Below are 14,999 nucleotides of genomic sequence, written 5' to 3'. Positions count from 1 at the left end.
ATGAATATAATATTCCAAGGTCGCTTCCCTGTCAGAACCATTGTTCTGATAGGGGTGGCACTCCTTATCACTACTCAAATATATGCACAAAATGCGGAAGCCCGGCTTTCGCTGACACTACGAAACGCCACACTAAAAGAATTCGTCAAGCGGATTGAAAACTCAACCGGATATTCTTTTATCTATGGCGAGGAAATTATCATCAAACATAAAATCAATTTGCAGGTAAAGAATAAGCCATTGCGTGAAATACTTGACCTCGTATTCAAGAATGAGCAGATCAGTTATCAGTTCACCGGCCGCCATATTCTACTGCAAAAGAAAAAAGAATCAAAAACCGTAGGCCGTAAGTTCACTATCAGCGGATATGTCACGGATGGAACGTCTTCCGAGACGTTGATTGGAACCAATATCATTGAGAGTCATCAGAATCAAGGAACAACCACCAATCCTTACGGTTTTTACAGCATCACTTTGCCCGAAGGAGAAACCGAACTGCGTTTCTCCTATCTGGGTTATGCCACAGAAGCGCATCATTTTACGCTCTCACAAGATACATTGCTGAATATCCGTATGCAGGGAAACACGCAGTTGCAAGAGGTAGTGATCGTTTCCGATAAAACTGAAACGGGCACCGTAGCTACCCAGATGGGCTCTATCGAAATTCCGATGACACAGATTAAAAATACGCCGAGCATACTGGGAGAAGCAGATGTCATGAAAGCCATCCAGCTGATGCCTGGCGTACAGGCAGGAGTAGACGGTTCAGCCGGACTGTATATACGCGGCGGCAGTCCGGACCAGAATCTTATTCTACTGGATGGAACTCCTGTATACAACGTAGACCACATGTTCGGATTCTTTTCGGTTTTTACTCCGGAGGCCGTCAAAAAGGTAACACTATTCAAAAGCTCCTTTCCGGCACGTTTCGGCGGACGTCTTTCTTCCGTCATTGATGTCCGCACCAATGACGGAGACATGCAGAAATACCACGGTACGCTTAGTATCGGATTACTAACCAGCAAAATCAATCTGGAAGGCCCGATTGTGAAAGGAAAAACCTCTTTCAACATTTCCGCCAGACGTTCGTATGTCGATCTCATCGCCAAGCCATTTATGCCGAATGATGAAGAATATGGTTATTACTTTTATGACATCAATGCCAAAATCAATCATAAATTCTCCGACCGGAGCCGTATCTATCTAAGCGTTTACAATGGAAAAGATCATTTTGCCGCCAATTATGATGGAGATACCGACTCCAAGGATGGAAGCACAATGAATTGGGGAAATACCATTGTTTCCGCCAGATGGAACTATATATTCAACAACCGTCTGTTCAGCAACACAACCGTCTCTTACAACAACTATTTATTCGACGTCAACTCATACAACAACAATAAATATGCCAACAGCATGGGAGCTTCGATAATCAACCGATATTCAGCCGATTATCGTTCGGGAATCAATGACTGGAGCTATCAGATCGATTTCGATTATAACCCGTCTCCCGCACACCACATTAAATTTGGTACAGGATATATCTATCATCGGTTCCGTCCGGAGGTCATGACATCCAAAATCTCCGAAAAAACAGGAGACAAAGTAGATCGCGACACCACTTACCACAGCATCGCCAACAGCCGGATTTACGGACATGAGCTATCGGCTTACCTGGAAGACAACATCAAGGTGAATGACCGTCTACGTCTGAATCTCGGATTACACTTCTCCTTGTTTCAGGTACAGAAGCAGAGTTATTCTTCTTTGCAGCCACGAGTTTCCGCCCGTTATCAACTAGGGAAAGACGTAACTCTGAAAGCCTCTTATACACAAATGAGCCAATACGTACATCTGTTATCATCCATGCCAATCGCAATGCCTACGGACTTATGGGTTCCCGTGACTAAAAAAATCAAACCGATGCGCTCTCACCAATATTCATTAGGCGGATACTATACGGGAATCGAGGGATGGGAATTCTCGGTAGAAGGCTATTATAAAGATATGTATAATGTATTGGAGTATAAGGAAGGAGTCAGCTTCTTCGGTTCTTCTGCCGGTTGGGAAAATAAAGTGGAAATGGGCAAGGGACGTTCGGCAGGTATTGAGTTTATGGCACAGAAGACACTTGGAAGAACGACGGGATGGCTGTCCTACACTTTGTCCAAAAGTGATCGTCAGTTTGCCAAAGGCGGTATCAACAACGGTGAACGGTTTCCATATAAATATGACCGAAGACACAATATCAACCTGACAATCAACCATAAGTTCAGCGAACGTATCGACATCGGTGCTTCCTGGGTGTTTTATACAGGTGGAACAAGTACAATCCCTGAAGAGAAAACCGCTGTCATCCGTCCTAGCGATGGCACAAACAACGGATTTGGAGGAGGATATGGATATGGAGATTATTTTGATTCAGGCATAACTTCACCCACCATCGGAGAAGCTTCGTATGTGGAGCATCGTAATAATTACCGGTTACCAGCCAGTCACCGGTTGAATGTGGGAGTCAATTTCAACAAAAAGACCAAACATGGTATGCGTACCTGGAATATCAGTCTGTATAATGCATATAATGCGATGAATCCTACCTTCGTATATCGCAGCACCAGCAAAAACGATCCCTACAAACCGATTATCAAGAAGTATACTATACTTCCATTAATTCCATCATTCACTTACACTTATAAATTCTAAACCCATTATGAGAACTCGTATATATTATCCATTTATCCTGTTAATAGCATTACTGACAACAGTATCTTGCGAAAACGAACTCCCGTTTAGTGTAAAGGACAATCCCCCCAAACTAGTGATGAACGCACTAATCAACGCAGATAGTCTGACCAATGTTCTTTACCTCAATTTCACGGGAAGAGGATATGCCACTCATGCAGAAAAAGCCACCGTGGAAGTACGTGTTAACGGACAGTTGTCAGAAAGTTTACGTCCGCTCCCACCCCAGGCGGAAGGAGATATGCAATGCCGCTTCAACATTTCCGGCAAGTTCTCTCCCGGAGATGTAGTACGTATCGACGCTCTCACTGACGACGGGCAGTATCACGCATGGGCTGAAGTTACCGTTCCACAGCGTCCCAACGAAATAACTGATATCGATACGGTCACTGTTCCACTGACACAGTATTATTATACACAGAATTATCTCCGATATAAAATCAACATCAAAGATCGCCCCAACGAAAATAACTTCTATCGACTTATCATGGATAAGCAAATGACAGTGAAAGACTATAATAATGAAATAGGCGAATATGTCACTCAAACCACACACCGTTATCATTTTATATCTCGCGAAGATGTTGTGTTGACGGACGGACAGCCTACCAACAGCGATGACGAAGATAATGGCATGTTCGACACTGTAAAGAATATATATGGGGTGTTTGACGACTCACGATTCAAAAATACATCTTATACCATGACAGTTTACAACCAGACAAATGTTGAGGGGCTTTCCAAATATGGAACGAATGTAAAGATGGATATTATTGTGCGTCTGTTAAGCATTACAGAAACCGAATATTACTATCTGAAAGCACTCAACCTGGCAGATTCCGACGCTTATGATGAGACAATAAACGAACCAATCAAATATCCCGGCAATGTGCACGGAGGGGTCGGGATTGTCGGGATCAGTACGGAGACAAGCAAAATCATTCATATAGAAAAGCCATGGATATGAAAACTCATCACCTACTATTTATACTCATCGCATTACCGCTGTTCTGTTCCTGCCGAAGCAGCCGGAGTATGCTAAGGGAGATACAAGCCTTAAAATCCAGCTTGTATTACGAGCTCACTTCTCCTATCTATCAGGAGAAAGCAGATCAAACCGTATATCTGGACTTCATCGACTACTCCAACATGGATTATTACACCAGTGTGAAACGAAAAAAGTCTGCATATATTCCGCTACTGCTATATAACTATGAGGGTGAGCTTTTCCATCTTCGGTTAGGAGAGTCTTCTCTCACCCAACTCTATCGGGAATTTCTGACGGAGGCACTGCTTACCGAATGTAACAGTAGCACCTGCTGTCATCTGATAGATAATCAGAAAGGAAAAATGATTCCCGATTCCGCCTATCGGCTGGAAGTAAAAATCAGAAAGAATGAGACGTGTGCCAGAATCAAACTCAACCAGTCAAGTATCCCTTGGTTTGAGGGAGAAATGTTGGAGGTTGTCAATAACAAAATTCGCCCGGCAGCTTCCAGTCTTGCCATTTCTATCCGCCTCACTCAAAAGGAAGATTGCCTGCTTGATAAAACCTACTCTACAGAATATCAGCAAACTACCAAAGCGCAAAGATTCGAAGATTCACCGTCCGCCAATGCCGCTTGCCTGGATGATATGACCGAATGTTTGTCAATGGCTACGAAAGAAATCGTGGAGGAGATTAGTCGGGATATACATTTAATACTATCTTTGCAGCCAAAAAGCAGACACTAACTATGTTTATCATTATTGGAATTATGCTGACAGGCATGCTTCTTGGCTACTTGTTACGCAGTAAAAGACTATCATGGATACACAAGATAATAACTCTTCTTATATGGATTCTCCTCTTTCTTCTCGGAATAGATGTAGGAGGTAACGAATCTATTATCAAAGGTTTGCATACTCTCGGACTGGAAGCTATTATCATCACTGTAGCTGCCGTTGCAGGAAGTACGTTATGTGCCTGGGGATTATGGTACCTATTATATAGATGGAATAGAGGAAAGGAGACAAAAGCATGAAAGGTAGTTTGATTATCGTCTCTTTCTTCATTATCGGTACTCTTTGTGGAGTTTATCATCTTATTCCATACGACTTCACCGACAGCAAGCTCAGTTACTATGCCCTCTGCGGACTCATGTTCTGCGTAGGCATCAGTATCGGCAACGATCCGAATACTTTGAAGAGTTTTCGCTCCCTGAATCCGCGGCTTGTATTCCTCCCCATCATGACGATCATTGGCACATTAGCAGGCTGCGCCGTAGCAGGAGCCTTTATGAGCCAACGAGGTCCTTTAGACTGTATGGCAGTCGGAGCCGGATTTGGCTATTATTCACTTTCCAGCATTTTCATTACCGAATACAAAGGTCCCGAATTGGGAACTATTGCGTTACTTTCCAATATCATGCGTGAAATCATTGCTTTGCTGTGTGCGCCATTATTAGTGAAGTATTTCGGAAAGCTAGCCCCTATTTCTGTTGGTGGAGCCACTACAATGGATACCACTCTTCCTATTATTACCCGATATTCGGGAAAAGAATTTGTAATCATTTCCATTTTCCATGGTTTTGTTGTTGATTTCAGTGTTCCTTTCCTAGTCACGTTCCTTTGCTCAATATCATTTTAACAGGAATAAATCCTAAAAAGCAGATTATTTTCACCATCGTTTTCGCACACATATTACAAATATGTTTCATAAAGAACCGTTTTTGTATCAAAAAGCACATCATCTCTTGACTTACATCAAGAAATGAGGCTAAATAGAATCTTTTCCTTTTCTTTATTTTTATGCTATAAAACATATTCTTATATTTGCATAGGTAAAAAGAAAAAACTAAGCGCTTAGACTAATTTTCAATAGGTATTAGATTTGTTTTTAGGAATAGTTTTTAGGTATAACAATTAAAAAAGTAGGTATTATGAAACGTTTAGGATTAACATTAGTGGCAGCGCTCTGCCTTGCTGCTACAACATTTGCAGCCGGAAATCAACCTACAACTGCAAAATGGGAAGGTAACATCAATGTTAGTAAATTAGGTAAATATTTGAACTTGAATTCAGTTCAGAGTGAAGAGGTTGCAAACATCTGCGATTATTTCTCCGAACAGATGTCAAGAGCCACAACAGCAAAGAAAGATAAAGAAGCTAAATTGCGTAACGCTGTTTATGGTAACTTGAAGCTGATGAGAAAGACTCTTAGTGCTGAACAGTATGCCAAGTATGCCGCATTGATGAACATCACTTTACAGAATAAAGGTATTGAACTGAATAAGTAAAATGAGTAATATGCAAAAGAGAGAGAGGGTGGAAGCCAGTTTGGGCTTCCACTTTTTTTATCCCATTATTTAATAGTCACCATCGTAGCTCCAAATCCATATTCCTGGAAAGAAGCATCCTGATAACGGCAATTACTATATTTCCGTTTCAATTCATCAACGATAGCTTTCCGAAGCACACCATCTCCTTTGCCGTGAATAAAGACAATCTTCTGCTCACGTTTGTTCTTATAGACTTCCATCACTTCGCGAAACTTATCCAATTGATAGTTCAGTATTTCAGCATTACCCATTCCTTGAGTATCATCCAGTAGAGAGTCGATATGAAGATCTATTTCAACAATCTCACTCTTTCCACCATGAGCATGATTCGGTTTCACAATAGGTTGTGATCTGGGCTTATCTACAGATTTCTTCTGCAGCAAAGCCTCTTGAAGTTCTTCTGCCGAAACATATACTTGCTTGGTAGGCATATCATCTTTCACAATGTCATAAATCAACGCCGGTTCTTCGAAGAAATCAGAATCGCTAAAGGTATGAAGTTTATAGAACTTCACGGTATCAATCCGTATTTCCACACTGACAGCCGGTTTGATAGCCGCAGGCTTACCATCTTTGAAAGCAATCAACTGAACGGCCACCCGCTCCATATCATTCAGTACATCTTTTGTAAACTCCTCTAACAGCAATTTCGTATTAGGTTCCACCAACCCGTGCGAACGGTTCTTCCAGGCTTTTCCTTCTGCACTCAAATAAGTGTAATACAAATAATAATTGCTATCATTTACCAAATAAGTCTCGAAAGGAGTAGTCATCATAGCCTTTGCATCTTCAGGCACATAAGCCAGAAATACATTCAGCGTATCTCCCCCCTTCACTTCCGGCTGGCGTTGAATGACGGGCATCTCCGGTTTTACCGGTTTAGCAGGTCCCTCTTGTTTCGGAGCAGAAGAAGTCGGTTTACGCTTCAAATTATAGTCATCCGTTTCAATCACTACACACTCACGTATCGGCATCGGAATATCAAATCCATCTGCATCTTCTACCAACACAAAATCCTTTCCCTGGAATCCAGTTACGATTCCACCGCCTACCTCACTAAGAAAGCGTACTTTATCTCCTATTTTCATTATTGTATATCCAATTAAAATTCAAACTCAAAAAAACGAGTAACAAAGATAGAGATTTCTATGAAATTAAATGGAGATTCGGTTCTAAAAACAAACCGTCTGCCTTTATTCCTCTTTTTATTGTAACTTTGCATACGAAATACCAAACAGATGATCTAAAATTCACCATTAACGACGAAAACCAATGAAAGAACTTATTAAAATCATTGCTTTTGATGCAGACGATACCTTGTGGAGCAATGAACCTTTTTTCCAGGAAATAGAGAAACAATATACAGACCTATTAAAGCCTTATGGCACTTCTGAAGATATTTCAGCCGCTTTATTTCAAACAGAAATGAATAATCTGAAATATCTCGGCTATGGAGCCAAAGCCTTCACCATTTCTATGGTAGAGACAGCTTTGCATGTGAGTGGACAAAAGATTTCAGGTACAGACATCCAACATATTATTGAATTAGGCAAATCATTACTGAAAATGCCAATTGAACTATTGCCGGGAGTAAAAGAAACGCTTAAAGTATTGAAAGAGAAAGGTAAATACAAATTAGTAGTTGCCACTAAAGGAGACTTACTCGATCAGGAGAATAAGCTGGAACGTTCCGGATTAGCCTCTTATTTCGATCACATTGAAGTGATGTCCGATAAAACAGAGAAAGAATATCAACGAATGTTGAATATCTTACAGATTGCTCCTTCCGAATTTGTCATGATTGGCAATTCTCTGAAATCGGACATTCAACCTGTTCTATCGCTGGGAGGATATGGTATACATATTCCTTTTGAAGTGATATGGAAACACGAAGTAGTAGACACATTCACACATGACCATCTGAAACAGGTGAAAAGATTTGATGAGTTGCTGCTTTTGTTTTAAATAAGTTCTGTTCTTTCTTCAGATAAGCTTTAAATCTGAAGAAAGAAATCAGTGAACAATGCCATCTTATTGGATTACAAATCCAACAGTTTCATCAATTCAGCAGCCCGACACGCTTCTATCGAATTACCGACAGAGAGTTTCTCCAAAATATTCTGCCGGTGTCGATTGACTGTATTCACACTAATATAAAGGGCAGCTGCAATTTCTTTACTAGATAGTCCTTTACGTATACAGCGAAGTATTTCTTTTTCGCGCTCGGATAAGATATTGCGATGTTCTTCCGAAAAAAAGAGCGTTTCGACCTCTCCACGTTCCATATGGGTAATAGTGGGATATATCCCCTGCTCCGTTCGTTGATCTGCAGACAAGGTATAAAGACAAAAAATCAACCATACACTTCCGGAAGGAGTATTTTCCATAATCTGCACTAAATTATCAATATACTGATAGACTCCTTTCTCATTCATCATACGTATTCTGCATCTTCCCCGGTACTTCAACCGTTCTTCGGAAGACATCGAAAAGGTCTTCTGAAAAAACTGATACTCCAATAACCGCTTTTCTACCAAGTCTTCAGGATGAATACGCCGATAAATACAATCTTCATCCATAGAATCAATCACACTCAAAGCAGCTTCTTCGGGAGTTAAGCCTAGAAAATGCGCCCAAGGATGAACGGCAATGTAACTTTTCCTATTCGAAAGATCTGAAATAACAGCACATCCACCATTAATCTCCGTCAATGAATGAATAAAGCGTTGATGTTGCTCTACAACTCCATTGTCCAATATTTCATCGGCTATCAGTTGTGTCGCATAAACTTCATCTATTTCCTTTTGTAATACATCCATCTTATAAAATGGTTATTATTCAGTATTGTTGCACACGGAGGTATGAGCTATCTTTGCACCACAAAGATAATCAAATAAGAAATGATCATGAAACATTTAAAAATCAAAATCATGTCAATAGCCTTTATGGCAGTAGCAACTTCTTCTATGGCACAAAGTTTGAATAAGATGAACTGGCTGAACGAGCCTCAACAGTGGGAAATAAAAGATGGCAAAACCTTAGTGATGGATGTTCCTGCAAAAACAGACTTTTGGAGGATTTCTCATTATGGATTCACAGTGGACGACGGACCTTTCTATTATGCGACTTATGGTGGAGAATTTGAAGCCAAAGTAAAGATAACCGGCAACTATGTCACCACCTTTGACCAAATGGGATTAATGCTGCGCATCGACCATGAGAACTGGATAAAAGCAGGTGTGGAATACGTTGATGGCAAACAGAATGTAAGTGCCGTGGTTACGCATCGGACTAGTGACTGGAGTGTAGTACAATTGCCGGATGCTCCCCGCTCTATATGGATAAAAGCAGTCCGTCGCCTGGATGCAGTAGAAATATTTTTCTCACGTGATGATAAAGAATATATTATGATGCGCACTTGTTGGTTACAAGATAATTGTCCTGTCATGGTAGGATTAATGGGAGCTTGTCCGGACGGGAAAGGGTTCACCGCTACATTCGAAGAATTTAAAGTGACTCCATTAGCCGATCAACGAAGACTGGAATGGGCAAAAAGGCAAATAAACAAATAAAAATCAGTCCTGATGCTATTTATTTAAATAGAGAGAAAGCTCTTTATAATATAAATATGGTAGTATATCTTACTTTAAATGTTCTATTTTTAATATGATGAGTATAAATAGCATCACACGGATTTCCTCTTCCAGCAGTTCTGTTGTATAAAATAATGCAAGAATATACAGTTTCAGAGGAGTTTTTTACATAAAAACAGTCAAAAGATACACTATAAATAAACTTATTGACAATCGTTTCTTTAAAAGGAATAACCAGTTCCTTTTAAAGGAACGACTCATTGATCGGTGAGAAACACTTTATTCCTTTAAAAGGAGCATATAAAACTTTATTTTAAGTGCTATCCCAGAGCTAACCTACACCTGAAACAGCCAACACTCCACATATCAATTTGAGACAAAACAAAGGTAAGTTCTATACATCTATTCCATAAAAGACACAGACTAAAACAAATTATTCCAAAACGCAATCGATTTATTTCTTTTCTAAATTCGAAAACAGCAAATCCTTCTCATTTTCAACTCATACCTAAATATATCCTGCATATATGGAATTATGCAACGATAAAATATATGTTTTCTCATATTATCGCCAAAACCGTATATACTTATCTTTCTCACGATCCAACGCACCTTCATCGACACAATCATCCAACCGGAACCATGAATGTTCTATCAATGAGCCTCTCTTTTTAACAGACTTATCCCAGTTTCCTATCACTTGTCCTTCATGAAGAACAATCGGATAAAACAGACCATTATTGGTAAATGCTTTCGAGTAATGCTCTTTAGGCAAAACGTCTGTCCGGTCTTTATAACCAAGCAAATATTCATCATAAGAAGGAAGAAGATGTAAACTGCCGGTAACTTTTCCACGAGTCCGGCAATCTTCATGAATATACCATGTTTGTCCATTCCATTCTTCTGCCGTTAATTCCGAATCAATCAAATAAATAGCTTGACGTGCATCTGTAATAGGCAGCCCCGACCACCAGACAAAATCTTGCAAAACAGCAGGAGCATGACTACGAAAATAGCTTCTAGCCAAACGAGCCAAAGATTCATCTTTGGTCAATTCCGGCATCGGCGGAACACTTTCTTCCAAAAGCGCATACGTACATTTACTTTCTTTATCTTCCCCACTACATACAATCCCCACCTGCTCCGCACGAGCCATAAAGCGGGTCATACGATGATTATCCGCTACAATCCCCGAACGGTTAAAATGCTCGGCAATCTCCTGCCTCGTCAAGCTTTTCTTCCCACAAAGAATTTTCTCCAACAGATTATGACTTTTCGTATAGAGTTCTTCAGAAATTTCCAAGTCATGCCCTTTCGCATAAGACTCATTAGCAGATATAATACGCCCGGCGGAAAGTTTCAACATCCACCGGATATCTTCTGCTGCTACGAGATGCCATGTCGGACGCATTACATGAGTCCGCAGGATTTCACCATCACGCAGTGCTTTTTCCACAGTTTGAATCGTTGCTGACTTCAAACGCATTCCTACTGCCCATTTCACCATGGAATAATTCTGTGCCTGCATAGCTCCCATCCAGGACACAAGTTCCTTGGGTTGAGAGAAAAGAGGACTTAATAACTGTTGGTTGAGTAAACGTATATTCGGTATTTTCATTTTAATTTATTGCCATTTTTATCAATATAAAACCAATCATCACTTTGCCAGGTCCAATGCTCCCCATAATCATCCAATGCCTTTTTTTCCCCAGTATAGGTCACTTCGGCCTTACCATCCTTGAAAGGGCAAACGAAAGCAAACTGTGGTTTGATGACAACATTCCCCAGTGTATCGGCAAACCCCATCAGCATCTCATCATTTATGATACGAAAAAGCCCTTCCTCTACATAATCCGGTCCATTATCAAAACTAAAGGCATAAAAAAGTTTTTCTCCTTTGTTATTAATAGTTGTCCATCCGGGTTTATGAGGTTCCATTACAAAACCGATATGCCGTATTGTATCACTTCCTCCATAATGATATTTACCAAAGGGAACAATCGTATCACCTTGCTCATTCAAATAACAGACAGAAGATCCTAATTCCGGATATTCAGTTGACATATAAGCAATAAGGATTGAATGATCCGACTGTTTTTGACCGTCCAAACAACCAGTCATAAAAATGCAAAACAATAAGGCATACAAAGATTTTAGTTTCATGAGCTTATTATTAGTATATTGCAAATATAAAATTTCTTTCCATACAAATCATTGTTAATGATAAAAAGAATAAATAAGAAGATACAGATATTGCCTCAACTCCTTAGCCAAGAGTCAAAACCAGTTGGAAGTCTCCGAATAAATCTCTACTTTTGTACTCCATAACAAAGAATAGATCAAGAAATGATGCTCTATAAACTCATCCCTCCTTCAGTAGTAACAGCAACTATCCAGTTGCCGGCTTCTAAAAGTATCAGTAATCGTGCATTAATCATCAATGCGCTGGGCAAAGGTATTTATCCTCCTGAAAACCTGTCCGATTGCGACGATACACAGGTGATGATAAAAGCTCTCACCGAAGGGAAAGAGACGATTGACATTATGGCTGCGGGCACTGCTATGCGTTTCCTTACCGCCTATTTAAGTGTGACTCCGGGGGAACGGACAATCACAGGAACAGCCCGTATGCAGCAACGCCCGATACAGATATTAGTCAATGCGCTCCGGGAATTAGGAGCTGAAATAGAGTATGTCCACCATGAAGGATATCCTCCCTTATGTATCAAAGGGGCAGAGTTGAAAGGAAATGAAATAACCTTGAAAGGAAATGTAAGTTCCCAATATATATCTGCTCTATTGATGATAGGTCCGGCACTCAAAGACGGTTTGACTTTGCATTTAAGCGGAGAGATTATTTCCCGCCCTTATATCAATCTTACATTGCAACTGATGCAGGACTTTGGAGCCAAAGCCGCATGGACTTCTCCCAATAGCATATCCGTTGCTCCACAACTTTATCAGAGCATTCCTTTCAAAGTGGAAAGTGACTGGAGCGCAGCTTCCTATTGGTATCAGATTGCTGCCTTATCTCCCAAAGCAGAAATTGAATTATTGGGGTTGTTTCATAACAGTTATCAGGGAGATAGCCGGGGAGCAGAAGTTTTCTCACGCTTAGGTATAACTACCGAATTTACATCGCAAGGTGTGAAACTGAAAAAAACAGGCAAAGCGCCGGAAAGGCTGGAAGAGGACTTTGTCGATATTCCGGACTTGGCACAGACGTTTGTCGTTACTTGTGCCTTGCTGAATATCCCTTTCCGTTTCACCGGATTACAAAGCCTGAAAATAAAAGAGACTGACCGTATTGCCGCTCTGCGAGCCGAGCTTAAAAAGCTGGGATATGTGATCGAGGAAGAAAATGACAGTATATTAATGTGGAATGGCGAACGATGTGAACCGGAAGAAACTCCGGTGATTGAAACCTATGAAGACCATCGGATGGCAATGGCATTTGCACCGGCAATTATCCGCCATCCCAATTTACTTATTGCCGATCCGCAAGTCGTTACCAAATCATATCCCGGATATTGGGAAGATTTGAAACAGGCCGGATTTCAGGTTATAAACGAAGGCTAATTTTCATACGCTGTGGAAGATTTCAACAAATATACTTCCCACATCAACTACTCCCCTATTGTAGATTTTGTATTGCAACAGGGGAAGCAGACCTATTATAAGAAAGGAGACTACTTTTCCCGCCAAGGAGAAGTATGCAAAACAATGGGATTCGTCAGTTCCGGTTCTTTCCGGTACTGTTGCACCAACAGTGTAGGCGAGAGCAGCATTGTAGGCTATACTTTCGATCATTCTTTTGTTGGCAACTATCCGGCTTTTCAGTTACAGGATAAATCAAATGTAGATATACAAGCCTTGTGTGACTGCTCGGTATACGTAATCAATTATCAGCAAATGGCAGACTTCTACGATACCAACGACGCTCACCAAAAGTTAGGACGTCGCATCGCAGAAACGTTATTGTGGGAAGTCTACGACCGGATGATTTCAATGTACAGCCTGACACCGGAAGAACGCTATCTTGAAATTATCAACCGTTGTCCCGACTTACTGAAACTGATAACTTTAAAAGAACTGGCTTCCTATCTTCTGATTCGTCCCGAAACATTAAGTCGTATCCGAAGAAAAGTCGTACAAAAATAAATTCTTGATTTCAATCAAGAGTTTATTTATTCTCTACCCTTACTTTTGCGGGCAAACAAAGTATATTGTATTTCATGAAAAAAATTATAATTATAGGTGCAACTTCCGGCATCGGTCGCGGATTGGCAGAAGTCTATTCTCAAGAAGATTATCTTATCGGCATTACCGGTCGCAGGGAAAATCTATTAGAAGAGGTATGCGCCCGGGACAAAGACAAACTATTCTATCAAGTGTGCGACATCACCGATACACAAGCTACCATTTCATCCCTCGAAACTCTCACTCAAAAAATGGGTGGAATGGATATATTGATTATCTGTGCCGGGACCGGAGAACTAAACCCCGAACTCTCCTACCAATTGGAAGAACCTACCTTACTAACGAACGTGATAGGATTCACCAACATCGCAGACTGGGGTTTCCGATATTTCGAACAGCAAAAAAGCGGGCATCTGGTTACTATTTCCTCTGTTGGAGGTACACGCGGCAGTGGCATCGCTCCCGCCTACAATGCGTCGAAAGCCTATCAAATCAACTATATGGAAGGATTACGACAAAAAGCAACTAAATCTCCTTATTCTATTTACACTACCGATATTCGTCCCGGATTTGTAGACACCGCTATGGCAAAAGGAGAAGGATTGTTTTGGGTTACTCCCGTTGATAAAGCTGTGAAACAAATTAAAAAGGCTATTTCTAAAAAGAAAAAAGTAGCTTTCATTTCCCAAAGATGGAGATATGTAACTATCCTGTTTCGTCTGTTGCCATCTGCTATTTATTGCCGGATGTAATGATAGATACTCCATAGCCAACACATATTTGTCTAAGTAAATCTAATAAAAAAACACCTGCCCCAACTGTTTATACAGATATTGGTATCTACCAAATTCTAGTTATGTATATAAGTCTGTACGGGAATCATATTAATGATAATAGCTAACTCACAAATAAACAGCTCTCTTACAATTGGAGGACACTTTTAGGGTTCAGTAATCAATGATGAAAAAATAAGTTCTTTCAGAACTAGGATGGTTTATAAAATTAGAATTAACGGCACAAATATATAATATATTTTAATACATAGCATGTATTTTCAAAAATAATATCAAATTCTCATTCATTTTTTCTTTTTAAGAATACCCAAAGCCGTATTTTATCTTCATATTGAAATGAAACGACTTGT

General features: G+C 40.3%; 15 protein-coding genes. 11 read left to right on the top strand and 4 right to left on the bottom strand.

Going from position 1 to position 14,999, the window contains the following annotated elements; all coding sequences use genetic code 11:
* From AB5217_RS12640 to AB5217_RS12615, 6 genes are all read left to right on the top strand, one after another.
* On the top strand, window positions 1-2,703 hold the full coding sequence (locus tag AB5217_RS12640) for a TonB-dependent receptor (RefSeq protein ID WP_008998908.1): 2,703 nt from the start codon (window positions 1-3) through the stop codon (window positions 2,701-2,703).
* 7 nt (window positions 2,704-2,710) lie between these two features.
* Window positions 2,711-3,709: a DUF4249 domain-containing protein gene (locus tag AB5217_RS12635; protein WP_032844020.1), complete on the top strand. Its 999-nt coding sequence runs from the start codon at window positions 2,711-2,713 to the stop codon at window positions 3,707-3,709.
* Window positions 3,706-4,476 carry a hypothetical protein gene (locus AB5217_RS12630; protein WP_008025024.1) on the top strand — a complete coding sequence of 257 codons (771 nt, stop codon included), beginning with the start codon at window positions 3,706-3,708 and terminating at the stop codon, window positions 4,474-4,476. The genes AB5217_RS12635 and AB5217_RS12630 overlap by 4 nt, the downstream gene beginning before the upstream one ends.
* A 2-nt stretch (window positions 4,477-4,478) precedes the next feature.
* Window positions 4,479-4,766 (top strand): LysO family transporter, encoded by a 288-nt coding sequence (locus tag AB5217_RS12625; RefSeq protein WP_008650120.1) that lies wholly within the window; start codon window positions 4,479-4,481, stop codon window positions 4,764-4,766.
* Window positions 4,763-5,371 carry a lysine exporter LysO family protein gene (locus AB5217_RS12620; protein WP_004326224.1) on the top strand — a complete coding sequence of 203 codons (609 nt, stop codon included), beginning with the start codon at window positions 4,763-4,765 and terminating at the stop codon, window positions 5,369-5,371. Before AB5217_RS12625 ends, AB5217_RS12620 begins: the two co-directional genes overlap by 4 nt.
* Window positions 5,372-5,663: 292 nt before the next feature.
* Window positions 5,664-6,020: a hypothetical protein gene (locus tag AB5217_RS12615; RefSeq protein WP_004299310.1), complete on the top strand. Its 357-nt coding sequence runs from the start codon at window positions 5,664-5,666 to the stop codon at window positions 6,018-6,020.
* Window positions 6,021-6,085: 65 nt separating this feature from the next.
* Here AB5217_RS12615 and AB5217_RS12610 read toward each other — a convergent pair whose 3' ends face one another.
* Window positions 6,086-7,150 carry a DUF2027 domain-containing protein gene (locus AB5217_RS12610; protein ID WP_004306598.1) on the bottom strand — a complete coding sequence of 355 codons (1,065 nt, stop codon included), beginning with the start codon at window positions 7,148-7,150 and terminating at the stop codon, window positions 6,086-6,088.
* A 184-nt stretch (window positions 7,151-7,334) separates the two neighbouring features.
* Here AB5217_RS12610 and AB5217_RS12605 point away from each other — a divergent pair, with 184 nt between their 5' ends.
* Window positions 7,335-8,027, top strand: a complete 693-nt coding sequence (locus AB5217_RS12605; protein WP_032847507.1) for an HAD family hydrolase — start codon at window positions 7,335-7,337, stop codon at window positions 8,025-8,027.
* A gap of 74 nt (window positions 8,028-8,101) precedes the next feature.
* Here AB5217_RS12605 and AB5217_RS12600 read toward each other — a convergent pair whose 3' ends face one another.
* Window positions 8,102-8,881, bottom strand: a complete 780-nt coding sequence (locus AB5217_RS12600; protein WP_032847505.1) for a response regulator transcription factor — start codon at window positions 8,879-8,881, stop codon at window positions 8,102-8,104.
* 81 nt (window positions 8,882-8,962) lie between these two features.
* Here AB5217_RS12600 and AB5217_RS12595 point away from each other — a divergent pair, with 81 nt between their 5' ends.
* Window positions 8,963-9,634: a DUF1349 domain-containing protein gene (locus tag AB5217_RS12595; RefSeq protein WP_004299298.1), complete on the top strand. Its 672-nt coding sequence runs from the start codon at window positions 8,963-8,965 to the stop codon at window positions 9,632-9,634.
* A 586-nt stretch (window positions 9,635-10,220) separates the two neighbouring features.
* Here AB5217_RS12595 and AB5217_RS12590 read toward each other — a convergent pair.
* Together AB5217_RS12590 and AB5217_RS12585 are read right to left on the bottom strand one after the other, a co-directional pair.
* Window positions 10,221-11,273, bottom strand: a complete 1,053-nt coding sequence (locus AB5217_RS12590) for a winged helix DNA-binding domain-containing protein (RefSeq protein WP_042994436.1) — start codon at window positions 11,271-11,273, stop codon at window positions 10,221-10,223.
* Window positions 11,270-11,818, bottom strand: a complete 549-nt coding sequence (locus AB5217_RS12585) for a WG repeat-containing protein (protein WP_004326232.1) — start codon at window positions 11,816-11,818, stop codon at window positions 11,270-11,272. The genes AB5217_RS12590 and AB5217_RS12585 overlap by 4 nt, the downstream gene beginning before the upstream one ends.
* Before the next feature lie 186 nt (window positions 11,819-12,004).
* Here AB5217_RS12585 and AB5217_RS12580 point away from each other — a divergent pair, with 186 nt between their 5' ends.
* From AB5217_RS12580 to AB5217_RS12570, 3 genes are all read left to right on the top strand, one after another.
* The gene (locus AB5217_RS12580; protein ID WP_032846805.1) at window positions 12,005-13,234 is read left to right on the top strand and encodes a 3-phosphoshikimate 1-carboxyvinyltransferase; all 1,230 of its coding nucleotides are present in this window, start codon (window positions 12,005-12,007) and stop codon (window positions 13,232-13,234) included.
* A 12-nt stretch (window positions 13,235-13,246) separates the two neighbouring features.
* On the top strand, window positions 13,247-13,816 hold the full coding sequence (locus AB5217_RS12575) for a Crp/Fnr family transcriptional regulator (RefSeq protein WP_004299287.1): 570 nt from the start codon (window positions 13,247-13,249) through the stop codon (window positions 13,814-13,816).
* A gap of 74 nt (window positions 13,817-13,890) precedes the next feature.
* On the top strand, window positions 13,891-14,607 hold the full coding sequence (locus AB5217_RS12570) for an SDR family NAD(P)-dependent oxidoreductase (RefSeq protein WP_004299285.1): 717 nt from the start codon (window positions 13,891-13,893) through the stop codon (window positions 14,605-14,607).
* Window positions 14,608-14,999 lie beyond the last annotated feature (392 nt).

It is taken from the genome of Bacteroides sp. MSSM.1001136sp1_RTP21357st2_D2_RTP21359_211015, from assembly GCF_040913205.1.
GTDB lineage: Bacteria > Bacteroidota > Bacteroidia > Bacteroidales > Bacteroidaceae > Bacteroides > Bacteroides ovatus.
This window is presented reverse-complemented; position numbering and strand designations above follow the sequence as displayed.